Here is a 24,252-nt window from a genome sequence, read left to right on the forward strand (position 1 = left end):
CTCGGCCCTCCTACGGGTTTTGCCCCGCAGGCGCCGAGGCCTTGAGCGATGGCGCCACGGGCCGTGCGCCCGGCGCCTGGCGACGTGCCTCGCGCTCTGCATGCTGGCGCAAACGGGCTTCAGCTTCACGCTCGCGCGCCTCGCGGGCGGCCACGCGGGCCTGGGCCTTTTTGAGTTCAGCTGACGTGGGTGCCGAGGACGCCTGCACCGGCATGGGCGGCATGGGCCCAAGCGGGGAAGCACTGGCCGCAGCGGCCGGGGTGAGCTGCCGTGGCGCCGGGCTGACCAAAAGCCGCTCGCGGCGTTGGGCTTCTTCGCGCGCGGACTGGAGGTCGCGCACGCGGCGCTGCTCGGCCTGGACCTCGGAGCGGCGGCGCCGGTCCTCGGCCGCCTGGGCACGCTCCTGCGCAATCACCGGGGCCAGCGCCTCCTGCTCTTTGCGCCGCGCCTCGTCCACGCAGTTGTTCACCGCAAAGTGCTGCTGGCAGGCTTGGCGTTCAGCAGCAAAGCGGGCCTCGATGCTGGCACGGTCCTCGGCAACGGCGCTACCCACGGCAAGCGCGGCGCCAGTGGCCAGCAGGAGCAGCAACAGCCGCTTCATGTCAGGCGCGTGTCCACCTCGCGGCGGGCGAGGGACAGGTAGTCGGCGCTGCGCATCTCCACCAAACGCGAGACGGTGCGCGGGAACTCGTGGGCCAGCGGGCCCTCGGTATAGAGCTGCTCGGCCGGCACTGCGGCCGAAATGAGCAGCTTGACGCGGCGGTCGTAGAGCACGTCCACCAGCCAGGTGAAGCGGCGCGCCTCGCTGGCCATGCGCAGCGGCATCTCGGGCACGTCGGACAGGATCACGGTGTGGAACTGGCTGGCCAGCTCCAGGTAGTCGTTCTGCGAGCGCGGGCCGCCGCACAGGGTGGCGAAGTCGAACCACACCACGCCACCGGCGCGGCGTTTGGCGCGGATCTCGCGGTGCTCGATGTGCAGCACCGGGCTCTCGTCGCGCGCCTCGGCCATGCGCTCGAAGGCGGCCGTCAGTTGGGCATCGACCTGCTCGCCCAGCGGGCAGAGATAGAAGTCCACCTGCTCCATCGAGCGGCGCCGGTAGTCGGTGCCGGCATCGACATTGACGATGTCGAGATTGGCCTTGAGCAGCTCGATGGCCGGCAGGATGCGGTCGCGGTGCAGGCCGCCGGGGTAGAGCCCGTCGGGGTGGAAATTGCTCGTCGTGATGATGGACACGCGGTTCTTGAACAGCGCGTCGAGCAGCCGGTACAGGATCATCGCGTCCGGCATGTCCGCGACGTGGAACTCGTCGAAGCAGATCAGGCGGAAGCGCTGGGCCATGCGCTTGCCCAGTTCATCCAGCGGGTCGGCAATGCCCTTGAGCTCCTGCAGCTCACGGTGCACCTCGCGCATGAACTCGTGGAAGTGCAGGCGCGTCTTGCGGCGCACCGGGACGGACTGGAAGAAGCAGTCCATCAAAAAGCTCTTGCCGCGCCCCACCCCGCCGTACATGTAGACGCCACGCGGAATGGGCGGCTTGACGAGCAATCGCGTCACCGCATTGGCACGCCGCGCCTTGTACGACGCCCACTCGTCCTCGCAGCGCTGCAGGGCCGCAATGGCCGCCAGCTGCGCCGCGTCGGCCGTGAAGCCGCGCTCGGCCAGCGTCTGCTGGTAGAGCTCGGTGACTGACACAGCCGGGGCTTAGAAGTTCAGCGTGCGCTTGTCCACCGCCAGCGCCGCTTCCTTGGTCGCTTCGGAGAGCGAGGGGTGCGCGTGGCAGATGCGGGCGATGTCCTCGGCACTGGCCTTGAACTCCATCGCCACCACGGCTTCGGAGATCAGCTCCGAGGCCATGGGGCCGATGATGTGCACGCCCAGGATCTCGTCGGTCGTGGCGTCGGCCAGGAACTTGACGAAGCCCGTCGTGTCACCCAGCGCGCGGGCGCGGCCATTGGCCAGGAAGGGGAACTGCCCGGCCTTGTAGGCGCGGCCTTCGGCCTTGAGCTGCTGCTCGGTCTTGCCGACCCAGGCGATCTCGGGCGAGGTGTAGATGACCCAGGGGATGGTGTTGAAATTGACGTGCCCGTGCTGGCCGGCAATGCGCTCGGCCACGGCCACGCCCTCTTCCTCGGCCTTGTGCGCGAGCATGGGGCCGCGCACCACGTCGCCCACGGCCCAGACGCCCGGCAGATTGGTACGGCAGTCGTCGTCCACCACGATGGCGCCGCGCTCGTCGAGCTTGAGGCCAACGGCTTCAGGGTGCAAGCCCGCCGTGTTGGGCACGCGGCCGATGGAGACGATCAGGCGGTCCACCGTCAGGCTCTGCTCGGCACCCTTGGCGTCGGCGTACGCGATGGTGACGTCCTTCTTGCCCTTGGTGACGGAGGCGATCTTGACGCCGAGCTGGATGTCCAGGCCCTGCTTCTTGAAGACCTTGGCGGCCTCCTTGGCGACGCTGTCGTCCGCCGCGCCGAGGAAGGCGGGCATGGCTTCGAGGATGGTCACCTCGGCACCCAGGCGGCGCCACACCGAGCCCATCTCCAGGCCGATCACGCCGGAGCCGATCACGCCGAGCTTCTTCGGCACGCTCGGGATGCGCAGCGCGCCGTCGTTGGAGAGGATCAGCTCTTCGTCGAACTCTGCCCCCGGCAGTTGGCGAGCGCTGGAGCCGGTGGCGATGATGACCTGAGCGGCCACCAGGGTCTCGTCGCCAACCTTGATCTCGTAGGCGCCTTCCTTGCCGCCGGCAAAGCTGCCACGGCCGTGGAAGAAGCTGACCTTGTTCTTCTTGAAGAGGAACAGGATGCCGTCGTTGTTCTGCTTCACGACGGTGTCCTTGCGAGCCACCATCTTGGCCACGTCCATCTTGAGGTTGGACAGGCTGATGCCGTGATCGGCAAAGCCGTGGCCGGCATGCTCGAAGTGCTCGCTGGATTGCAGCAGGGCCTTGGACGGGATGCAGCCCACGTTCGTGCAGGTGCCGCCGGGCGCGGGGCCACCCGCGGCGTTCTTCCACTCGTCGATGCAGGCCACGTTCTTGCCCAGCTGCGCCGCACGGATGGCCGCGATGTAGCCGCCAGGGCCGCCGCCGATGACGACGACGTCGAATTGCTTGGTGCTCATGTTTGCTGTCCTCGGCGCTTAGATGTCAAACAGCAACCGTGCCGGGTCTTCCAGCGCTTCCTTCATCGTCACCAAACCGAGCACCGCTTCGCGGCCGTCAATGATCCGGTGGTCATAGGACATGGCGAGGTAGTTGATCGGGCGCACCACGACCTGGCCGTTCTCGACGACGGCACGGTCCTTGGTGGCGTGCACGCCGAGGATGGCGGACTGGGGCGGGTTGATGATGGGCGTCGAGAGCATCGAGCCGAAGGTGCCGCCGTTGGAGATGGAGAAGGTGCCGCCGGTCAGCTCGTCGATGGAGAGCTTGCCATCCTTGGCCTTCTGGCCGAAGGCGGCGATGGTCTTCTCGATGTCGGCAAAGCTGAGTTGGTCGGCATTGCGGATGATGGGCACGACCAGGCCGCGCGGGCTGCCGACGGCAATGCCGATGTCGAAGTAGCCGTGGTAGACGATGTCATTGCCATCAACGCTGGCATTGAGCACCGGGTACTTCTTGAGCGCAGCGACGGCGGCCTTGACGAAGAAGCTCATGAAGCCGAGCTTGACGCCGTGTTCCTTCTCGAACTTCTCCTGGAACTTCTTGCGCATCTCCATCACCGGTGCCATGTTCACTTCGTTGAACGTGGTCAGGATGGCATTGGTGGATTGCGACTGCAGCAGGCGCTCGGCCACGCGGGCACGCAGGCGCGTCATGGGCACGCGCTGCTCGGGGCGCTCGCCCAGGTTGGGGGCCACGGGCGCGGCCACGGCCGGCAGGGGCTTGGCGACCGCAGGCGAGGCAGGCACAGCCACGGGGGCAGCGACAGCGGCCTTGGGCGAAGCGGCCAGGGCGTCGCCCTTGGTGACGCGGCCGTCCTTGCCGGAGCCAGCGACGTCAGTGGCAGCAAGGCCCTTCTCGGCCAGGATCTTGGCGGCGGCCGGCATGGCGACGTCGCCCTTGTTGGCGGCAGCCGCAGCCGGCGCAGGGGCAGCAGCCGCTGGAGCGGGCGCGGCAGCAGCAGGGGCGGCGCCAGCCTTGCCTTCGGTGTCGATGCTGGCAATGGGCTCCTGGCTGGCGACGGTGGAGCCGTCAGCCTTGAGCACAGCGGCCAGCACGCCGGCCGACGGGGCCGGGACTTCGAGCACCACCTTGTCGGTTTCGATCTCGACAAGGATTTCGTCGACGGCGACCGCTTCGCCGGGCTTCTTCTTCCAGGTCAGCAGCGTGCCTTCGGTGACGGACTCGGAGAACTGGGGGGTCTTGACTTCAACAATGGCCATGATGGGTATCCGTTTTATGTGGCTAGAAGGGGCGTCTCAACTCACTTGGTGAGGACGAAACCCTTGAGCTTGGTGAACGCCTGGTCGAGCAGGGCCTTTTGCTGGTCCTGGTGCAGGTGGGCATAGCCGCAGGCGGGCGATGCGCTGGCCGGGCGGCCGGCGTAGCCGAGCTTCTGGCCGTCCTGCATGTTTTCGTGGATCTGGTGCTGAATGAAGAACCAGGCACCCTGGTTCTGCGGCTCATCCTGCGTCCAGACGATGTCGGTGGCGTTCGGATACTTCTTGATCTCGGCCGCAAACGCCTTGTGCGGGAAGGGGTAGAGCTGCTCGACCCGCAGGATCACGGTGTCGGTTGACTTTTTCTCCTCGCGCTTGCGCACCAGGTCGTAATAGACCTTGCCCGAGCAGACGACGATGCGCTTGACCTTGTCGGCCACGATGTCGGCGTTCAGCTCGCCAATCACGGTCTTGAACTCACCCTTGGTGAACTCGGACAGCGGCGAGGTGGCGTCCTTGGCGCGCAGCAGGCTCTTGGGCGTCATGATGACCAAGGGCTTGCGGAACATGCGCAGCATCTGCCGGCGCAGCACATGGAAGATCTGGCTGGCCGTGGTGGGCTGCACGATCTGCATGTTGTGGTCGGCGGCCAGCTGCATGAAGCGCTCGAGGCGCGCCGAGCTGTGCTCGGGGCCTTGGCCTTCGTAGCCGTGCGGCAGCATCATGGTGAGGCCGTTGGAGCGGCCCCACTTCACTTCACCCGAGGCGATGAACTGGTCGATCACGACCTGGGCGCCGTTGACGAAGTCGCCAAACTGCGCTTCCCAGATGGTCAGCGTGTTGGGCTCGGCGGCGGCGTAGCCGTACTCGAAGCCGAGCACCGCTTCCTCGGACAGGATGGAGTCGATGACGGTGAATGGCGCCTGGCCATCGGCCGCATGCTGCAGCGGGATGTAGGTGCCTTCGTCCCAGTTCTCGCGGTTCTGGTCGTGGATGACGGCGTGGCGGTGGGTGAAGGTGCCGCGGCCGGCGTCTTCACCGGACAGGCGCACCGGGTAGCCGCTGGCGACGAGCGAGGCAAAGGCCATGTGCTCACCCATGCCCCAGTCCACATTGACCTCGCCTCGGCCCATGGCGGCACGGTCGTTGTAGAGCTTTTGCACCAGGTTGTGCGCGGCAAAGTCCTTGGGCAAGGTGGTGATGCGCTCGGCCAAGCGCTTCCACTCCGTCATCGGGATGGCGGTGTCGCAGGCGTCGGTCCACTTCTTGCCGAGGAAGGGCGACCAGTCGGTGGCGAACTTGCTCTTGAAGTTGGTCAGCACCGGGTCCACGGTGTGGCGGCCTTCATCCATGGCGGCGCGGTAGGCCTTGACCATGGCGTCGGGGCCGTCGCCGGGCAGCACGTTCTGCGCGACGAGCTTGTCAGCGTAGACCTTGCGGGTGCCGGGGTGCTGGCCGATCTTCTTGTACATCAGCGGCTGGGTCAGCGAGGGGGTGTCCTGCTCGTTGTGGCCCAGCTTGCGGAAGCAGACGATGTCGATGACCACGTCCTTCTTGAACTCGGCGCGGTAGTCCATGGCCAGCTGCGTGGCCCAGACAACGGCTTCGGGGTCATCGCCGTTCACGTGCAGCACCGGGGCTTCGATCATCTTGACGACGTCGGAGCAGTAGTAGGTGGAACGCAGGTCGCGCGGGTCGCTGGTGGTGAAGCCGATCTGGTTGTTGATGACCAGGTGCACGGTGCCGCCCGTGCCGTAGCCACGGGTCTGGCTGAAGGCGAGCGTTTCTTGCACCACACCCTGACCACCGAAGGCGGCATCGCCGTGCACCAGCACGGGCAGCACCTGGCGGCCTTCCTTGTCAGCGCGGCGGTCCTGGCGGGCGCGCACGCTGCCTTCGACCACCGGGTTGACGATTTCCAGGTGCGAGGGGTTGAAGGCCAGCGACAGGTGGATCGGGCCCCCAGGGGTAGAGATGTCGGAGCTGAAGCCCTGGTGGTACTTCACGTCACCGGCGGGCAGGTCTTCGGCGGCCTTGTGCTCGAACTCGGCGAACAGGTCCTGCGGGCTCTTGCCCAGGGTGTTGACCAGCACGTTCAAACGGCCCCGGTGGGCCATGCCGATCACGATCTCCTGCACGCCACGCTCGCCGGCGCGCTGGATCAGCTCGTCCATCGCGGCGATGAAGCTCTCGCCGCCTTCGAGCGAGAAGCGCTTCTGGCCAACGTATTTGGTGTGGAGGTAGCGCTCGAGGCCTTCGGCGGCGGTCAGGCGGTCGAGGATGTGCTTCTTGTCCTCGGCCGAGAAGCTGGCCTTGCCGCGCTGCTTCTCCAGGCGCTCTTGCCACCAGCGCTTTTCGCCAGGGTCGGAGCCGTGCATGAACTCGGCGCCGATGGAGCCGCAGTAGGTGTCACGCAGGGCCTGCACGATCTGGCGCAGGGTCATGGTCTCGGCGCCAAAGTAGGTGTTGGCGGCCGAGAAGGAGATGTCCATGTCGGACTCGGTCAGGTCGTAGAAGGCCGGATCGAGTTCGGGGATCTTGGGGCGCTCTTCGCGCTTGAGGGGGTCCAGCTCGGCCCAGCGGTTGCCGAGGAAGCGATAGGCCGCAATCAGGCTCTGCACGTGCACTTGCTTGCGCGCGACGGCCAGGTCAGCACTGCTGGCCTTGTTGGCAAAGGCGTTGGCCTTGGCACGCTGTGCGAAGGATTCGATCACCGGGGCATGGGCCACATCGCGGGCCTCGGTGCCATCCACGGCGGGGACGTGCTGGAGGGCGTCGAAGTAGGCTCGCCAGTTGTCGGGCACGGAACCTGGGTTGTCCAGGTAGGCCTCGTACATCTCTTCGACATAGGGAGCATTGCCCCCGAACAGGTAGGAGTTCGACCTGTATTGCTGCATCATTTCGCTCACCTCATACCCCGGTATCCAGGGAGTTGGCTGGTTGAAGAACCTTCCGCGACACGGCTCGACCGGTTGGCGGATTGCGACCCACCTTTGCTGTTGCCAGCGTAGGGACGGGAAGGACCAAAAGACTAAGTCACAAGGGTCAGACTCTAGCACCCGTGCGGGTGAACCCGCAAACCGGCGGCTAGACTTTCTCCCTTGTGCCAGCCCCATCTCGCCGGGCAGCTCACGGAATTCACGAGGTTCCACCATGGAAGTACAGGTCGTCGACTACGCGGCCCCGGACGCTGCGGAAAAGTTCACGCAGTCGCTGCATGAAACAGGCTTCGGGGTGCTGAAGAACCACCCCATCCCACAAGCCCTGGTCGAGCGCATCTATGCGACCTGGCTCGACTTCTTCAACGGCGGCGACAAGCAAGCCTTTGCCTTCGACCCTGCGACCCAGGACGGCTGGTTCTCGACCGCCATCTCCGAGACGGCCAAGGGCTTCACGCAGAAGGACCTGAAGGAGTACTTCCACATCTACCCCTGGGGCCGCATCCCGCCGCAACTGCGGGACGATGCGCTGGACTACTACCAACGCGCCAACGCGTTAGCCGCCGAACTGCTCGGCTGGGTCGAGCGCTACACGCCACCCGAGATCGCGCGGCACTACAGCGAGCCGCTGTCCAAGATGATCGAAGGCAGCCGCCACACGCTCTTGCGAGTGCTGCGCTACCCGCCGCTCACCGGGCACGAACCGCCCGGGGCCGTGCGTGCCGCCGCCCATGGCGACATCAACCTGCTCACCATCCTGCCCGCCGCCAATGAGCCCGGCTTGCAGGTCAAGGGCGCGGACGGCCTGTGGCGCGACGTGCCCTGCGACTTCGGCACCCTGGCCATCAACATCGGCGACATGCTGCAAGAGGCCAGCCAGGGCTACTACCCCAGCACCTTGCACCAGGTGCTCAACCCCACCGGCGAGAGCGCACGCCGCAGCCGCGTGAGCCTGCCGCTCTTCCTGCACCCGCGCAACGACGTGGTGCTGTCCGAGCGCTATACCGCTGGCAGCTATTTGGATGAGCGCCTGCGCGAACTCGGTGTGAAGTCCTGAACCAGGTCATCCGCATCCACCCGGACGCGCCGCACAAGCCGGCGGAAGGGTCGCCGTGCAATGGCTGCGGCGTGTGCTGTGCCGCCGAGCCCTGCCCGCTGGGCGTTCTGCTCAGCCGCAAGCGCCAGGGTGCCTGTGTGGCGCTGACGTGGACGGGCGAGCGCTATGTGTGCGGCGCGCTGCGCGGCGGTAGGCTGCGGCGCTGGCTGGTAGGGCGCTGGATCGGGGCCGGCCGGGGCTGCGACTGCAGCCTGGAAGCGAGTCCTTCAAGTCTGTCTGGAGAGGAGTCACGATGAGCAAGTCCCTGCTTTCCTGCGTCGCCATCTGCATCGCCCTGTGCGCGGGCGCCGCCCAGTCGGCACCGCTGCGCTGGGCCGCCACCAACGACATCCTCACGCTGGACCCGCACTCGCAGGACCACAACAGTTCCAACGCGATTGGCGCCCACATCTACGAGGGCCTGACCCGGCTGTCCAAGGACTACCGGCCCGAGCCCTCGCTGGCCACCAAGTGGACCGACCTCTCGCCCACCCAGGTGCGCTTCGAGCTGCGCAAGGGCGTCCAGTTCCATGACGGTACGCCCTTCACGGCCGACGACGTGGTCTTCAGCTTCGGGCGCATCAACCAGCCCCAGGGCACCAAGCAGACCTATGTGTCGGGTATCAAGGAAGTGCGCCGCATCGACAGCCACACGGTCGATCTGATCCTCGAAGCGCCGACGCCGATGCTGCTGCAGAACATCATCAGCTTCCAGATCATGAGCCAGGCCTGGGCCAAGAAGAACAACACCCTGCAGACCCAGGATTACAAGGCCAAGGAAGAGAACTACGCGTCCCGCAATGCCAATGGCACCGGGCCCTTCAAGCTGGTCAGCTGGCAGCCCGACCAGGCCGTCAAGCTGGTGGCCAACCCGCAGTGGTGGGACAAGCAGGGCGGCAACGTGACCGAGCTGAGCTACCTGCCCATCAAGTCAGCGCCCACGCGCGTCGCAGCCCTGCTCTCGGGCGATGTGGACCTGGTCACCGACCTGCCACCGGCTGACTTCCTGCGCCTCAAGGACGAGGGCAAGGTCAAGGTCGTCGAGGGCTCGGAGACGCGCACCATCTTCTTCGTGATGGACCAGGGCAGCGACGAGATCAAGGACAGCTCGGTCAAGGGCCGCAACCCCTTCAAGGACAAGCGCGTGCGCGAGGCCCTGAACCTGGCGCTGGACCGCGAAGCCATCCGCCGCGCCATCATGCGCGGGCTGTCGGTGCCGGCGGCGCTGATGGTGGCGCCGGGCGTCAATGGCTATGACGCTGCGCTCGACCAGCCCCTCAAGCCCGACCTCGACAAGGCCCGCAAGCTGCTGGCCGACGCTGGCTATGCGCAAGGCCTGGAGCTGCCGCTGCACTGCCCCAACAACCGCTACATCAACGATGAGCAGATCTGCCAGGCAGCCGCCTCGATGTGGGCCAAGGTGGGCGTCAAGATCCGGCTGATCTCCACGCCCTTCCAGGTCCACAGCCAGACCTTCCAGCGCGGCGAGTCGCCGTTCTACATGCTGGGCTGGGGCGTCTCCACGTATGACACGCTCTACTCGCTGCAAGCCCTGGCCCACACGCGCACGCAGGGGGCTGATGGCAACTTCAACTTCGGCCGTCTGTCAGACGCGCGCATCGACGAGCTGGTGCAGAAGATCAAGTTCGAGCCCGACGTGCCCAAGCGCAACGCCCTGATCCGCGAGGCTCTGCTGCGCCTGCGCGACGAGGCCTTGTTCATCCCGGTGCACCACCAGATCCGACCCTGGGCGATGAAGCCCGGCGTCGAGACCCTGCACCGCTCGAACGACTACTTCGAGGCCCGCTACACGCGGATCAAGTGAACGCGTGAACCTGACCGAGACCCTCGCCCTGCTGGCCTGCGTGGCCCTGGCCGGCTATGTGCAAAACCTCACCGGCTTCGCCTTCGGGCTGGTGCTGCTGGGGCTGGCGGGCGTCTTCCATCTGGGTGATCTCTCGCAGATGACGCACGTGGTCAGCGTGCTCACCTTGGCCAGCGCCCTCACCCGCTTTGCGCGCCATCGGCCGCAGCTCGACGCAGCCCTGCTCAAGCCCCTGCTCGGCACCAGCCTGCTCGGCGTCTGCCTGGGCGCCCTGCTGCTGAACTGGATGAGCGACCAGGCGCTCTCCCTGCTTCGTCTCTTGCTGGGCCTGACCATCGGCCTCAGCGCCCTGCTGCTGGTGCTGCCCGCCGCACAGCGCGCCACGCGCTCGGCCGGCTGGACCTTTGGCGCCGTGGGCCTGGCGGGCGGCGTGCTGGGCGGACTCTTCTCCACCGCCGCGCCGCCCATGGTCTTCCACCTCTACCGCCAGCCACTCAGCCTGGCCGTGGTGCGCGACACCTTGATCATCATCTTTGCCAGCAACGGCGCGCTGCGCCTTTGCGTGATGGGTGCCGAGGGGCGCTTGAGTTGGCCGGTGCTGTGGTTCAGCCTGCTGGCGGCGCCGCTGGTGCTGGCACAGACGCACTGGATGACGGGCCGCCCGTCGCGCTGGCCGCAGGCCGCCGTGCGGCGCGTGGCGGCGGGGCTGCTGATGCTGGTGGGCCTCAGCCTCGCCGGCCCAGCCCTCTTCAGCTGAGGCTTAGCTGAGGCTCAAGCGCACCCGTGCCGCCGCGTACTCGCGGCTCAGGCGCGCCACCAGCTCGGCCGTGGGCAGCACGGCCTTGACGGCACCAATGCCCTGGCCGCTGCCCCAGATGTCCTTCCAGGCCTTGGCCGCAGCGTTGCCGCCGAAGTTCATCTTGCTGGGGTCGCTCTCGGGCAGGTGATCGGGGTCGAGGCCGGCGGCCACGATGGAGCTGCGCAGGTAGTTGCCATGCACGCCGGTGAAGAGGTTGCTGTAGACGATGTCGTCACTGCTGCCCTCGACGATGGCCTGCTTGTAGGCTGCCGTGGCGCGCGCCTCTTCTGTCGCGATGAAGGCCGAGCCGATGTAGGCCAGGTCCGCCCCACAGGCCTGCGCAGCCAGGATGGCGTCGCCCGTGGCGATGCTGCCCGACAACGCCAGCGGCCCGCTGAACCACTCGCGGATCTCTTGGATCAACGCAAACGGGCTCTTCACGCCCGCGTGGCCGCCTGCACCGGCGGCGACGGCGATCAGGCCGTCCGCGCCCTTGTCGATGGCTTTGTGGGCGAAGGTGTTGTTGATGATGTCGTGCAGCACCAGGCCGCCCCAGCCGTGCACGGCCTGGTTCAGCTCCTCGCGCGCGCCAAGGCTGGTGATGATGATCGGCACCTTGTACTTGGCGCACACCGCCAGGTCGTGCTCCAGGCGGTCATTGCTCTTGTGCACGATCTGGTTGATGGCAAAGGGCGCGGCCGGTTGCTCGGGGTGAGCACGGTCGTGGGCGGCGAGCGTCTCGGTGATCTCGGCCAGCCAGTCGTCCAGCTGCTCGGCCGGGCGGGCGTTGAGCGCCGGCATGGAGCCGACGATGCCAGCCTTGCACTGCGCGATCACGAGCTGCGGGTTGGAGATGATGAAAAGCGGCGAGCCGATGACCGGCAGGCGCAGACGGGAGAGAACAGCAGGCAGGCTCATGACTAAGGCTCAGAAGGCGTCCAGCGGCAGGGCCACAGCGCTCTCGGCACCGCCGACGATGGCGTCGCACAAGGCCGCCGTGCGGGGCAGGATGTGCTCGGCATAAAAGCGCGCGGTGGCGCACTTGGCGTCCATGAAGGCGGGGTCGCTCGCGCGCTCGCTTTCAGCGGCCAGCAGGGCGCGGCCCAGCTGCCAGCCGGCCACCAGGTTGCCTGCCAGCATCAGGTAAGGCACCGAGCCGGCGTAGACGGCATTCGGGTTGGCCTTGCCCTGCGCGGTGAAGAAGTCCACCACCGCCAGCAGGGCCTCACGCGCCGCACGCAGGCGCTGGCCCACGGCTTGGGCGGCGGCGCTGCCGGCCAGCAGGGTCGCTTCGGTCGAGGCGATCTGCTGCGCCAGCGCGCGAGCCATGGCACCGCCGTCGCGCAGGGTCTTGCGGCCGACCAGGTCATTGGCCTGGATGGCCGTGGTGCCCTCGTAGATGGTGAGGATCTTGGCGTCGCGGTAGTACTGTGCCGCGCCGGTCTCCTCGATGAAGCCCATGCCGCCATGCACCTGCACGCCCAGGGACGTGACCTCCAGGCTCATCTCGGTGCTGTAGCCCTTCACCAGCGGCACCATGAACTCGTAGAAGGCCTGGTTCTGCTGGCGGGTCTCGGGGTCGGGGTGGTGGTGGGCGGCGTCAAAGGCCGCCGCTGCCGTGGCGGCCATCGCGCGGCAGCCCTCGGTCAGGGCGCGCATGGTCATCAGCATGCGGCGCACATCAGGGTGGTGAATGATGGACGCGCTGCCGGCCACCGAGCCATCCACGGGCCGCGACTGCACGCGGTCACGCGCATAGGCCACGGCCTTTTGGTAGGCGCGGTCGGCAATGGCAATGCCTTGCAGGCCCACGCCATAGCGCGCGGCGTTCATCATCACGAACATGTATTCGAGGCCACGGTTCTCTTGGCCCACGAGCGTGCCAATGGCGCCACCATGGTCGCCGTACTGCAGCACCGCGGTGGGGCTGGCCTTGATGCCCATCTTGTGTTCGAGCGACACGCAATGCACGTCGTTACGGGCGCCAAGTGAGCCATCGGCATTGACCAGCACCTTGGGCACGATGAAGAGGCTGATGCCCTTCACGCCCTCGGGCGCACCCACCACGCGCGCCAGCACGAAGTGGATGATGTTCTCGGCCAGGTCGTGCTCGCCGTAGGTGATGAAGATCTTGGTGCCGAAGAGCTTGTAGGTGCCGTCACCCTGCGGCTCGGCGCGCGTGCGCACCAGGGCCAGGTCCGAGCCGGCCTGAGGCTCGGTGAGGTTCATGGTGCCCGTCCAAGAGCCATCGAGCAGCTTGGGGATGTAGAGCTGCTGCTGCTCGGGGCTGCCGGCGGTCAGCAGGGCCTCCACCGCGCCATCGGTCAGCAAGGGGCAGAGCGCAAAGCTCATATTGGCCGCCTGCAGCATCTCGTTGCAGGCCGCCGCAATCACCTTGGGTGCGCCCTGCCCGCCAAACTCGACCGGGTGCTGCAAGCCCTGCCAGCCGCCCTCGGCATAGGCCTTGAAGGCCGCCGGAAAGCCCGTGGTGGTGGTGACCTTGCCGTCCTTCAAGTAGGACGGCTGCTTGTCGCCCTCATGGTTGAGCGGCGCGACCACGTCCTGCATCAGCCGCGCACATTCCTCCAGCACGGCCTGGGCGGTCTCGTCGCCAAAGTCCTCGAAGCCCGGCATCTGCGCCACAGCATCCAGGCCCGCCAGGTGGCGGAGGTTGAACATCATGTCCTTGACGGGGGCTTGGTAACTCACTTGAAACTCCTGGCGGACAAAAGAAAGGGCACCGCGATGCGCCGGGGTGCCCTTGCAGTACTGCTGCGGCGGTGACTCAGAGGCTCTTGACGAGCTCCGGCACGGCAGTGAAGAGGTCGGCTTCCAGCCCGTAGTCGGCCACCGAGAAGATCGGCGCCTCGGGGTCCTTGTTGATGGCGACGATGACCTTGGAGTCCTTCATGCCGGCCAGGTGCTGGATGGCGCCCGAGATGCCGCAGGCCACATAGAGCTGGGGGGCAACGATCTTGCCGGTTTGGCCCACCTGCCAGTCGTTGGGGGCATAGCCAGCGTCCACAGCGGCGCGGCTGGCGCCGAGGGCGGCGCCGAGCTTGTCGGCCAGCGGCGTCAACACCTCGTTGAACTTCTCGCTCGACCCCAGCGCACGACCGCCGGAGACGATGATCTTGGCGGCCGTCAGCTCGGGGCGGTCCGACTTGGTGACCTCGCGGCCCACGAAGCGGCTGCTGCCCACCTCGGCCGCAGCGGCGACGGTCTCGACGGCTGCGCTGCCACCGGCGGCGGCGGCCGGGTCGAAGCCCGTGGTGCGCACCGTCAGCACCTTGGTGGCGTCGAGGCTCTGCACGGTGGCGATGGCGTTGCCGGCGTAGATCGGGCGCTCGAAGGTGTCGGCGCTGACCACCTTGGTCACGTCGCTCAGCTGCGCAGCGTCCAGCAGCGCGGCCACGCGCGGGGCGATGTTCTTGCCCGCCGCTGTGGCCGGAAAGGCGATGTGGCTGTAGGCGGCGGCCACGGCCACCACCTGGGCCGCCAGGTTCTCGGCCAGGCCATCGCCCAGGCTGGCGGCGTCGGCGTGCAGCACCTTGGCCACGCCGGCAATCTGCGCAGCGGCAGCGGCGGCAGCGGCGGCGTTGTGGCCGGCCACCAGCACATGGACCTCACCACCGCAAGCCGCAGCGGCCGTGACGGTGTTGAGCGTGGCGGCCTTGATGGAGGCGTTGTCGTGTTCAGCAATGACGAGTGCGGTCATGTCTTGTTCTCCTTGTGAGCCGGCGCTCAGATCACCTTGGCTTCGGTCTTGAGCTTGGCGACCAAGGCAGCCACATCGGGCACCTTGACGCCAGCGCCACGCTTGGGCGGCTCGCTGACCTTGAGGGTCTTGATGCGGGGCGTCACGTCCACGCCCAGGTCGGCCGGCTTGACGACGTCAAGCTGCTTCTTCTTGGCCTTCATGATGTTGGGCAGGGTCACGTAGCGCGGCTCGTTGAGGCGCAGGTCGGTCGTGACCACGGCCGGCAGGCTCAAGGAGACAGTCTCCAGGCCACCGTCCACCTCGCGCGTCACGGCCACGCGGCCATCCGCCACCTCCAGCTTGGAGGCAAAGGTGCCTTGCGGCAGTCCTGCCAGTGCAGCCAGCATCTGGCCGGTCTGGTTGCAGTCGTCGTCAATCGCCTGCTTGCCCAAGATGACGAGTTGCGGTTGCTCTTTGTCGACCAGGGCCTTGAGCAGCTTGGCCACGGCCAGGGGCTGCAGCTCGGCGTCGGTCTCGACCAGGACGGCGCGGTCGGCCCCAATGGCCATGGCCGTGCGCAGGGTCTCCTGGCATTGGGTCACGCCGCAGGAGACGGCAATGATCTCGGTGACCACGCCCTTTTCCTTCAGGCGCACCGCCTCTTCCACGGCGATTTCGTCAAAGGGGTTCATCGACATCTTGACGTTGGCGATGTCCACCCCCGTGCCATCGGCCTTGACCCGCACCTTGACGTTGTAGTCCACGACCCGCTTCACAGGAACCAAGACCTTCATCGATTACTCCAGCTCGAATCACATAGAGGGAAACGGCCATTTTTGTCCGTGACCCTGGCTAAAAAAGCACGATCGTTCGATTCTAGCCATAGGCCCCTGGCCCCCAGGGCCTTGTCAACTGGAGCGGGCTCTCGAATGTGCGCTATTCCCCTAGACTCGCCGCCGCATGCTTGAGCTGGAACTGCTGCCCGAACCGCCGCCCACCCACGAGATCGGGGTGTTTGACTCCGGCGTGGGCGGGCTGACTGTGCTGCGCGAGCTGCATGCGCTGCTGCCCGAGGTGGGCATGCGCTACGTGGCCGACGCGGCCTACGCACCCTATGGCCCGCGCAGCCCCGAGGAGATCCGCCAGCGCAGCGAGCAGATCGCGGCGCACCTGATCGAGGCCGGCGCGCGCTACGTGGTGGTGGCCTGCAACACGGCCACGGCGCATGCCATCGAGGCGCTGCGGGCGCGCTGGCCCAAGATTCATTTCATCGGCACCGAGCCCGGCATCAAGCCCGCCGTCAGCGCCACGCGCAATGGCCGCATCGGCGTGCTGGCCACATCGGCCACGGCCGCGAGCAGCCGCTACCAGGCCCTGGTGGCGCGGCATGGCGAGGGCGTGCAGGTCTTCACCCAGGCCTGCCCGGGTGTGGTGGACCTGATCGAGGCCGGCCAGCTCGATGCCCCCGAGTTGCGTGCGCTGGTGCAGCGCTACGCGGCGCCGCTGCGTGAGGCCGAGGTGGACACGGTGCTGTTGGGCTGCACGCACTACCCCTTCATCGAGGCCCTGTGGCACGAGGCGCTGGGGCCGGACATCCAGCTGCTGCGCATCGAGACCGCCGTGGCGCGCCGCGCGGCCGGCCTGTGGCGGCACGAACACCCAGCTACCGACGAAGCGCATGCAGCGGCGTCGTTGCTTGTCGAGACCAGTGGCAATGCCGACAGCCTGCGGCAGTGGATGGCCCAGGTGCTGGGCTGGGACTGGACCGAGGTCCGGCACTGGGCGCCAAACTAAGCGCCAGACTGAGCGCCAAAGAAAAACCCGCCGGGCCTTGCGGCTGCGGCGGGTTTTTGAGGCGGACAGCTTAGAAGCGCTTGTCCAGCGAGATCGACACCACGCGGCCCACAGGGCTGGTCAGCGTCGGGTCAAAGCCACCGCCGCCGTTGGGGCTCTGGGCGACGTTGACAAAGGGCGGCTTCTTGTTGAACAGGTTGATGGCGCCGATGGCCACCGTGGCGTCCTTGAGCAAGCCCATCGGGCCGTCGGTCTCAAAGGCATAGGCCACGCGCAGGTCGGTGGTGACGATGGACGCCACGTTTTGCACCGGGTTGGCCAGGTTGTTCTTGTAGCCGTTGATGTAGGCGAAGGTCAGGTTGGTCTGGAAGGCACCGTAGGCCCAGTTGGCCATGAAGCGCGACTTGAACTTCATCGGGTTGTAGATGGTGTTCAGCTGGTCGGTCAGGGCACCGGCCGGCGTCTGCGCCATCTGGTGCTTGGTGAAGACCGTGCCGTTCACGCCCACGAGGAAGTCACCCAGCTTGGTGTCGTTGAAGCGCGTGGAGGCCTCGAAGTCAAAGCCCTGGGTCTTGGAGCGACCGACGTTGAACTGGCGACCATCGACGAACAGCGTCCAGGTGGCGGGCGGCACACCGGCCACCGGGTAGGTGGCCAGCAGCTGCGCCACCAGCTCTGGCGAGGGGTTGCGCTGGATGATGGGCGTGCCTGCAAAGGTCGACTCGCGGTTCAGGATGGTCAGGTCCGCCAGAGCGCCCACGATCTGGTTGTCGTAGTTAATGTCGAACCAGGTGGCACTGAGCTTGGTGCCAGTGCCGATGGCGGGCTTCCAGTCAAAGCCCAGGGTCTTGGTCTTGGCGGACTCGGGCTTCAAGTCGTAGTTGGCGGCCGACAGCGCCACGCCAACGCGCAGTGCGCCGTTGATGGTCGGGTCGGAGTAGTTCTGCACGAACAGGCCGCCGCGCCCGCCATTGGTGAAGCCGCGGATCTGCGTCAGCACCGGCGCTCGGAAGGACTCGCCGTAGCTGCCGCGCAGGCTCAGGGAGTCAACCGGCTGCCAGGTCATGCCCAGCTTGGGGTTGCTGGTGCTGCCGACGTCGCTGTAGTGGTCCTTGCGGGCCGCGAGGCTGAGCGACAGGGAGCGGATGCCAGGCATCGCATTGCTGGCGCCGACGATGGGCACCACCAGTTCGCCATAGGCCGACTTCACACGGCGCTTGAGCGTGACCTCGCCCGTCGTTGGGTTGGCGAAGGTGCCCGAGGTCTGGCCGCCCACGGTGGTGATGTCCTGCCCCTCCAGGCCCAGGGCCATGCGCATCTTGCCGCCCGGCAGGGTCATCACCGCGCCGTCGGCCTTGAAGGCGAGGTTGTCGAAGGTGACGTGGCCCGGCGCGAAGGAGATGCCGTTGAAGACGTTCTTGATCGTGGTCGGGTTGTTGGGGCCGCCAAAGACGTTGAGTGCGGTGGCCGGGTTCTTGTCAGCCAATGCAGCGGCAAGGGCCGGATTGACCACACCGCCATAGCTGGTGGAGATGTCACGGTTCTCGCCGCGTGTCACGAGGCCGGAGCCGCGCCAGTCGCCCCACAGCGGCACTTCCAGGCCGACGGTGGCTTCCAGGGTCTTGGACTTGCCGGTGGCGGTGTTCAACGGCACATCGTTGATGAAGGAGAAGGTCACCGTCTCCGACGTGCCGGCTGGCGCGCCGGGCGGGCGCACGTAGAAGGGGTTGGTGCTCGGCACCGTCAGGTTGGCCGTGAAGGCCGAGGGGCGGATGCTGTACTCGCGCTTGGAGGCGATCACGTCGGCGAAGAGGCGGTAGGCGCCAAACTTCTGCTCTGCGGTCATCGCGAAGCTGTCGCGGTGCTGCTCGGGCAGCAGGTCTCCGACCTTGAAGTTGTCGCACTTGTTGGGCGCACCGGCCACCAGGCTGGCTGCGTTGGCCGCCGTGATGCCACTGGCTGGGATCGGGTAGGTGACGCCGGAGATCACGATGTTGCCGGGCGAGCACTGGGTCGAGCGGAAGTCGCCGCCGCCCTGCGACGTCAAGTCACCCTTGAAGAAGTCGCGGTCACGCCCGTTGAGCGCGCTACGGTGCGTCTTCTCGTAAGTGAAGGTGGCATTGCCGCCGTCCCAGCGGAGGCCTGCCAGGCCGCCCAGTTGGCGCTCGTGGAAGGCGTCACCCACGCCAAAGCGCGCATAGGCCTGCACGCCCTTTTCATTGCGCCGCATGATGAGGTTGGCCACGCCGGCGATGGCATCCGAGCCGTAGAGCGCCGAGGCGCCGTCGGCCACGATCTCGACGCGGTCCAGCGCCAGGGTCGGGAGGATCGACGGGTCCACCGCCGAGCCTGTGGTGCCCTGCCCCACCACGCGGTGGCCGTTGACCAGCACCAGGGTCGCGTAGGGGCCGATGCCGCGCAGGTTGATGGACGCGCCGTAGGTGATGTTGGTCGAGCCGCCAGGCTGGCCGCGCGAGTTCTCGGACACGCCGAGGTTGAACACCTGGGGCAGTTGCTGCACCAGCTGCGCGGTGGTGGTGGCGCCGGAGGTCTCGATGTTCTCGCGCGTCAGCGAGTTGACGACGGCACCGACGGGCGCGATGCCGCGGATGCGGCTGCCGGTGATCACGACGGTTTCAAGCTTCTGGTCACCGTCGGACGCCGCAGCGGCCTCAGCGTTGGCGCTGGCGTTGGCGTTTTGGGCCAACACGGCGGAGTGGGCCATCAGCAGGAGGGCGGCCGCGCTCACTGGGGTCAGCGCGCTGCGAAAAACATGTGTCTTCATGGGGTCTGTCTCCAAGTTTTGGGATGCAGGCGGCCCCCCGCCGTGCTTTCTCACGGCGGGCCACCCAGGGTTATCAGTGCTTCAGGGGGAAACGCGCGGGCCGCCCGGCGGGGCTGTGGCGAACGGCAGTTGCAGGGCCGAGGGGTGCTGCACATCGGCATGCACCGTCAGTTGGGCGCCTTGCTGCACGGGGCGGCGGTCGCGCGGGTCGCTGCCCGTCACGGTCAACCGCCAGTGGTGGCCGGCACGGAAGACGTGCGACAGCGGCAGCAGGTCGAACTTCAGCTCCACTGGCACACCGGGCTGCAGCGGTTGGTGGTCCTCTTCAAGGCTGCGCGTCCAGGGTAGGCCGAGGAAGTCGTAGGGCGGTGTCTTGACGGCGCGCAGGCTGGCCTTGAGCCGGCCGTCGGTGACCATCGTGGCCCGGCCCTGTGCGTCCACGTCCTCCAGGTAGGCAAACACATGCGGGTCGGGCTCGGTGGACGAGACCCAGAGCCTGAGCAGCGGGTGGCCGGTGATCTCGACGTCGGCCGCCAGCGCCTCGCCCTCGAAGCGCAGGCCGTTGTCGCTTTGCAGGCAGGTGGGCGCCAGGGGCGACCAGCCGGCCGGGCAGGCGATGGGGGTGGCCACGCCGAGCTTGACGCTGGCGGCCTGCTTCGTCTCGGCCCGCGCATCCAGCCGCAGGCCGGCGCCCTGCCCTGGCACGCGCAGATGCAGCGCCTGCAAGCGGCTGGCGGCGGGTGGCCATTGGCTGGACTGCTGCCAGCGCGGAGCCTCGGCGGCGCCTTGCGTCGAGTAGGTGTAGGTGGGCTCCTGCATCACGCCGTTGTCGACGCCCTTGAGCCAGTGGTCGTAGAAGCGATGCGCCTCGACCAGCAGATCAAAGCCCGGGTTGCGGCAGTGCTGCCAGGGCCCGATCACGTACTTGCGCGGGTTGCTGGCCAGGTTGGCCATGGCCACCAGGCCCTCGCGCCGGAAGTCGTCCTCCCAGCCACCAAAAATGTAGAAGGCCACGCCCGAGCGGGCCAGCGCCGCGCGGTAGGTGCCCGAACTGCCCTCCGTCCAGAAGCGCGTGCCCACCAGGTCAGACCAGCTGTCGCGGTAGGGCATGCCGCGCCACAGCGAGGCCAGCGGCGTGTTGGTGCGGTGGTCTTCGGCGGCCTGGCGCAGCAGCGTGCGGTCCGCGTCGCCATCGACAGGCAGGTTCTTGAGGTCGTCCTCAAACGTGCGGTCCACGCCCGAGCCCCAGTTGGCCAGGATGCCGCCGCGCATGAAGCCGTCGTACTTGGACCAGCTGAAGCAGCCGGCGAACACCGCCTTGAGGCTGGGCGGCATCAGGCTGACGGCGTGCATGGCCGCATCGCCCGTGTTGCTGCAGCCGTAGACGCCCACCTTGCCGGTGGACCAGGGCTGGCGCGCCAGCCACTCGGTGATCTCGTAGGCGTCGCGCGCTTCAGTGCGGTCGTTGTAGCCGCGGCGCGAGCCGAAGGAGGCACCGGCGCCGCGTCGGTCCACCTCGACCACGACATAGCCGTACTGCGTGAGCAGCGGCATCTGCGCGACGCCGGAGAACTTCTGGTCGGTCGCAAAGCGGCGCGCCACCGAGTGCTGCCAGACCACCGGGAAGGCCTGCTCCACCGGTTTGCCATTGACCGCAGGGCGGTGCACGTCCATCGCCAGGCGCACGCCGTCGCGGGTCTTGAAGTAGAAGGAGCTGGTGACCCGCTCGGTGTAGAGCGCCGGGCTGTAGCCGCTGTACTGGCCCGGGCGCGAGACCTTGGCCTCGTCGGCAGCTGCCGTGCCGGCGAGCAACGCGAGACCAAGGATCAGGGCCTTCACGGACGGGCTCCCTTAACGGCAACCTCAGCTTCAACGTCCTTGGCCGGCGCCGCCCCGTGGCCGCGCCCGAAGTGGCTCTCCAGCCGCCGCTGCAGCAGCGTGAGCACGGTGAACACCGCCAGGTACCAGCACACCGCCACCAGCAGCAGGGGCACGACCTTGAAGTTGCGGTTGTAGATGGTCTGCACCGAAAAGAGCAGGTCCGTCATCGCGATCACGCTGACCAGCGAGGTGCCCTTGAGCATGCCGATGACCTGGCTGCCCGCCGGCGGCAGCACGGTGCGCATGGCCTGCGGGAAGACGATGCGCCAGAACGCGCGCCAGGGCGTGAAGCCGAGCGCCCGGGCGGCGTCCTGCTGGCCGGCGTCCACCGACTGGATGCCCGACCGCATGATCTCGGCCATGTAGGCCGCCTCGTTCAGCGCCAGGCCCAGCACGGCGGCGATGAAGGGGGTGATCAGGTCATTGGTGTCCCAGCTGATCAGCTCGGGGCCGAAGGGCACGCCCAGCGAGATGCGCGGCACCAAGTACGCCAAGTTGTACCAAAACAGCAGCTGGATCAGCACCGGCGTGCCTCGGAACAGCCAGACGTAGAAGCCCGCCACGGCGCGCGCGGTGGCAAAGCGCCCGAGGCGCATCAGCGCCAGCACGGTACCGAGCACGGTGCCCAGGCTCATGCCCACGGCCGTGAGCACGACGCTCACGCCCAGGCCCTGCAGCACGGCGGGCGCGAAGATGAATTCACGCACCACCTCCCACTCGAAGCGCGGGTTGGTGATGAGGAAGTGCAGCGCCTGCGCGCCGATCACGAAGACGATGACGTTCATCACCCACTGGCCCACGCGGCGACGCGGGCGGGCCAGGGCAACGTCGTCCAGCGCGTGGGCTTGGTCGGGGGGCTGAGGAGTTGGGGAGGGGGTGCTCATCTCGGGGCCATTTATTTGGCGGCGTTGATCTGCGACTGGGTGATGGCCACGGCGCTCACGCCCCAGCGTTCCATCACTTCGGCGTACTGGCCGCTCTGCATCAAGGTGGTCATCGCTTCATGGATCACGGGCGCAAGGCCCGAGCGCTTGGGCACGAAGAGGCTGAGCAGGTCACGCCCCAAGGAGCCGCTGGCGTCGCTGTACATGCCGAAGCGATCGGGGTTGATGTGCACCGCGTGCAGCGCGGCGCTCAAGGTCATGGCGGCCACCGAGGCCCGGCCGGCCTGCGTGGCGACGAGGGTCATATTGGTGTCCACCAAGGCCACGTGCTGGGCCGGCGGGCGGCCCTCGGCGATGCAGCGCTCGTTGAGCCGGTTGGTCACGCGCTCGCTGACGCTACCGGCCACGTAGGAGATTTTCTTGCCGCACAGGTCCAGCGGCTGGCTGTAGCGGGCCGCCCGGTCCAACGGGAAGACAAACGCCGGCCGCGTGGTGAGCCAGCTGACGCCATCGAAGCGCTTCTGCCGCTCCAGCGTGGCCACGCCGGGCCCGAGGGCCAGGTCGTAGCGGCCCGCCTCCAGCCCGGCCATGGTGGCCGAAAGACTGTTGACCACGTGGTGCTTGATGGGCACGCCAATCAGGCGCTCGATGCGCCGCGCGAGGTCAGGCTCGATGCCGTCGGCAATCTGCCGCTGGTCGTTGACGATGCGGTAGGGCGGGTGCGAGTCACCCACGAAGCGCAGCACCCCCGCACGGCGGATCTCCGGCGGCAGCTTGGCGTAGAGCGGCGCGCTGGGGTCCGGTGCGGCCAGCGGCGGCAGCGCGGGCTCGGCCCCGGCGGGCAGGGCCAGCCAGGCCAGCAGCAGTGGAAGGAGGCGACGCAGCATCGTGACCAGCCTCAGACGACGCCTTCGGCGCGCAAGCGGGCGATGGCCCCGGCATCGAGGCCGAGGAACTGCGAGAAGACGTCGGCGTTGTGCTGGCCGAGGCCGGGCGCCGGCTTGTCGAAGCCGGCAAAGGCGCCGGTCATGCGGATGGGCAGACCGCCGACGATGATGTCTTCGACCGCGCCATAGGTCGGGTGCTCGATGACCTCGGTCTCGCCGCGCGCCAAGAGGCGCGGGTCGCGCACCGCCTGGCCGGGGTCGCGCACGCGGCCCGAGGGCACTTCGGCGCGCTCCAGGCGCTCCACGGCTTCATCGGTGCTGAGGCTGCGGGTCCAGGCCTCGATCAAGGCGTGCAGGCCCTCGTGGTTCTGCACGCGCTGGTCACGGCTGACAAAGCGGGTGTCCTGCGCCAGCTCGGGGCAGCCCATGGCCTCGAACAGCGAGGTGGTAAAGCCATCGGTGGGCGCGCAGATGGCGATGTGGCCGTCCTGCGTGGGGAAGATGCCGAAGGGCGCGAGGCGCGGCATGGTGTTGCCGGTGCGCGTGGCTTGGCCGGTGCGCTGCATGACCTCGAAAGGCTCGGCCGCCACCAGCGCGGTGATGGCGCCGAGCAGGGACACGTCCACGTGCTGGCCCTGGCCCGTGGTGCGCGCCTGGATCAGGGCGGCCAGGGTGCCGATGACGGCGAACAGCGGCGCGGTGAGGTCGCCAAAGGGCACGCCCACGCGCAGCGGCGGCGCGTCGGCCTCGCCCGAGGTCATCATCAGGCCGGAGAGGGCCTGCACGATGGTGTCCATGGCACGGTTCTGGCGCGAGACCATGTTGGCGCCGAAGCCGCTGATGGAGGTGTAGACGATGCGCGGGTTGAGCTCGGCGCAGCGGGTGTAGCCCACGCCCAGGCGGTCGGCAGTGCCGGCGCTGAAGTTCTCGACCACGGCATCGGCCTGCTGGACGAGGCGCTCGAAGAGCTCGCGGCCGCGTGGGTCCTTGAGGTTGAGGGTGATGGATTCCTTGTTGCGGGCGCGCTCCATGATGGCCAGGGACATGTCGTCCTCATGGCGGCGCACCATGGCCACGCCGTCGCGGCCGACAAAGGGCGCGTTGTTGCGCGCGGTGTCGGGCGAGCGGGGGTTCTCGATCTTGATGACGCGTGCGCCCAGGCCGGCCAGCAGCAGCGTGGCATAGGGCCCGGCCAGGGCGGTGGTCAGGTCCAGCACCGTCATGCCGGCAAGCGGGCGGGGCTGGGTGGTGTCTTTGATGCGCAAAGGAGGCTCCG

At 67.6% G+C, this 24,252-nt stretch carries 18 protein-coding genes; 4 read left to right on the plus strand and 14 right to left on the minus strand.

Annotated features, from left to right (window positions below):
• Positions 1 to 10: 10 nt before the first annotated feature.
• Genes ABDJ85_RS15250 through ABDJ85_RS15270 form a run of 5 tightly spaced genes read right to left on the minus strand, consistent with a single transcriptional unit; the run spans position 11 to position 7,286 of the window.
• On the minus strand, positions 11 to 601 hold the full coding sequence (locus ABDJ85_RS15250; RefSeq protein ID WP_347705643.1) for a hypothetical protein: 591 nt from the start codon (positions 599 to 601) through the stop codon (positions 11 to 13).
• The gene (gene zapE / locus ABDJ85_RS15255; protein WP_347705644.1) at positions 598 to 1,695 is read right to left on the minus strand and encodes a cell division protein ZapE; all 1,098 of its coding nucleotides are present in this window, start codon (positions 1,693 to 1,695) and stop codon (positions 598 to 600) included. Before zapE ends, ABDJ85_RS15250 begins: the two co-directional genes overlap by 4 nt.
• Before the next feature lie 9 nt (positions 1,696 to 1,704).
• On the minus strand, positions 1,705 to 3,126 hold the full coding sequence (gene lpdA, locus ABDJ85_RS15260) for a dihydrolipoyl dehydrogenase (protein WP_347705645.1): 1,422 nt from the start codon (positions 3,124 to 3,126) through the stop codon (positions 1,705 to 1,707).
• Positions 3,127 to 3,144: 18 nt separating this feature from the next.
• Positions 3,145 to 4,389, minus strand: a complete 1,245-nt coding sequence (gene odhB, locus ABDJ85_RS15265; protein ID WP_347705646.1) for a 2-oxoglutarate dehydrogenase complex dihydrolipoyllysine-residue succinyltransferase — start codon at positions 4,387 to 4,389, stop codon at positions 3,145 to 3,147.
• Between the two features lie 41 nt (positions 4,390 to 4,430).
• Positions 4,431 to 7,286 carry a 2-oxoglutarate dehydrogenase E1 component gene (locus ABDJ85_RS15270; protein ID WP_347705647.1) on the minus strand — a complete coding sequence of 952 codons (2,856 nt, stop codon included), beginning with the start codon at positions 7,284 to 7,286 and terminating at the stop codon, positions 4,431 to 4,433.
• Between the two features lie 253 nt (positions 7,287 to 7,539).
• Between ABDJ85_RS15270 and ABDJ85_RS15275 the strand changes: the two genes are divergently transcribed.
• The 3 genes from ABDJ85_RS15275 (at position 7,540) to ABDJ85_RS15290 (ending at position 11,003) form a co-directional block, all read left to right on the plus strand.
• Positions 7,540 to 8,382 (plus strand): 2OG-Fe(II) oxygenase family protein, encoded by an 843-nt coding sequence (locus ABDJ85_RS15275; protein WP_347705648.1) that lies wholly within the window; start codon positions 7,540 to 7,542, stop codon positions 8,380 to 8,382.
• A 292-nt stretch (positions 8,383 to 8,674) separates the two neighbouring features.
• Positions 8,675 to 10,246: an ABC transporter substrate-binding protein gene (locus ABDJ85_RS15285; RefSeq protein WP_347705649.1), complete on the plus strand. Its 1,572-nt coding sequence runs from the start codon at positions 8,675 to 8,677 to the stop codon at positions 10,244 to 10,246.
• 4 nt (positions 10,247 to 10,250) lie between these two features.
• Positions 10,251 to 11,003 (plus strand): TSUP family transporter, encoded by a 753-nt coding sequence (locus ABDJ85_RS15290; protein ID WP_347705650.1) that lies wholly within the window; start codon positions 10,251 to 10,253, stop codon positions 11,001 to 11,003.
• Positions 11,004 to 11,006: 3 nt separating this feature from the next.
• Here the strand turns inward: ABDJ85_RS15290 and ABDJ85_RS15295 are convergent, their stop codons facing one another.
• The 4 genes from ABDJ85_RS15295 to ABDJ85_RS15310 all read right to left on the minus strand — a co-directional run bounded on the left by ABDJ85_RS15295 (position 11,007) and on the right by ABDJ85_RS15310 (position 15,539).
• Positions 11,007 to 11,963: an NAD(P)H-dependent flavin oxidoreductase gene (locus ABDJ85_RS15295; protein ID WP_347705651.1), complete on the minus strand. Its 957-nt coding sequence runs from the start codon at positions 11,961 to 11,963 to the stop codon at positions 11,007 to 11,009.
• A gap of 9 nt (positions 11,964 to 11,972) precedes the next feature.
• Entirely contained in the window at positions 11,973 to 13,754 is a 1,782-nt protein-coding gene (locus ABDJ85_RS15300; RefSeq protein WP_347705652.1) for an acyl-CoA dehydrogenase, read from the minus strand.
• Positions 13,755 to 13,830: 76 nt separating this feature from the next.
• A complete protein-coding gene (locus ABDJ85_RS15305) occupies positions 13,831 to 14,763 on the minus strand; it encodes an electron transfer flavoprotein subunit alpha/FixB family protein (RefSeq protein WP_347705653.1) in 933 nt (310 codons plus the stop codon).
• 26 nt (positions 14,764 to 14,789) lie between these two features.
• The gene (locus ABDJ85_RS15310; RefSeq protein WP_347705654.1) at positions 14,790 to 15,539 is read right to left on the minus strand and encodes an electron transfer flavoprotein subunit beta/FixA family protein; all 750 of its coding nucleotides are present in this window, start codon (positions 15,537 to 15,539) and stop codon (positions 14,790 to 14,792) included.
• A 166-nt stretch (positions 15,540 to 15,705) separates the two neighbouring features.
• Here ABDJ85_RS15310 and murI point away from each other — a divergent pair, with 166 nt between their 5' ends.
• Positions 15,706 to 16,539 carry a glutamate racemase gene (murI, locus tag ABDJ85_RS15315; protein ID WP_347705655.1) on the plus strand — a complete coding sequence of 278 codons (834 nt, stop codon included), beginning with the start codon at positions 15,706 to 15,708 and terminating at the stop codon, positions 16,537 to 16,539.
• Positions 16,540 to 16,609: 70 nt separating this feature from the next.
• Here murI and ABDJ85_RS15320 read toward each other — a convergent pair whose 3' ends face one another.
• The 5 genes from ABDJ85_RS15320 to ABDJ85_RS15340 all read right to left on the minus strand — a co-directional run bounded on the left by ABDJ85_RS15320 (position 16,610) and on the right by ABDJ85_RS15340 (position 24,241).
• Complete coding sequence (locus tag ABDJ85_RS15320) at positions 16,610 to 19,324, minus strand: TonB-dependent receptor plug domain-containing protein (protein ID WP_347705656.1); 2,715 nt, start codon at positions 19,322 to 19,324, stop codon at positions 16,610 to 16,612.
• Positions 19,325 to 19,405: 81 nt separating this feature from the next.
• Positions 19,406 to 21,163 (minus strand): CocE/NonD family hydrolase, encoded by a 1,758-nt coding sequence (locus ABDJ85_RS15325; RefSeq protein WP_347705657.1) that lies wholly within the window; start codon positions 21,161 to 21,163, stop codon positions 19,406 to 19,408.
• On the minus strand, positions 21,160 to 22,089 hold the full coding sequence (locus ABDJ85_RS15330; RefSeq protein WP_347705658.1) for an amino acid ABC transporter permease: 930 nt from the start codon (positions 22,087 to 22,089) through the stop codon (positions 21,160 to 21,162). The genes ABDJ85_RS15325 and ABDJ85_RS15330 overlap by 4 nt, the downstream gene beginning before the upstream one ends.
• Before the next feature lie 11 nt (positions 22,090 to 22,100).
• Positions 22,101 to 22,976: a transporter substrate-binding domain-containing protein gene (locus tag ABDJ85_RS15335; RefSeq protein ID WP_347705659.1), complete on the minus strand. Its 876-nt coding sequence runs from the start codon at positions 22,974 to 22,976 to the stop codon at positions 22,101 to 22,103.
• Between the two features lie 11 nt (positions 22,977 to 22,987).
• Positions 22,988 to 24,241, minus strand: a complete 1,254-nt coding sequence (locus tag ABDJ85_RS15340; RefSeq protein ID WP_347705660.1) for a CaiB/BaiF CoA transferase family protein — start codon at positions 24,239 to 24,241, stop codon at positions 22,988 to 22,990.
• Positions 24,242 to 24,252: the final 11 nt, after the last annotated feature.

This window comes from Roseateles paludis, assembly GCF_039872745.1.
Lineage (GTDB): Bacteria > Pseudomonadota > Gammaproteobacteria > Burkholderiales > Burkholderiaceae_C > Pelomonas > Pelomonas paludis.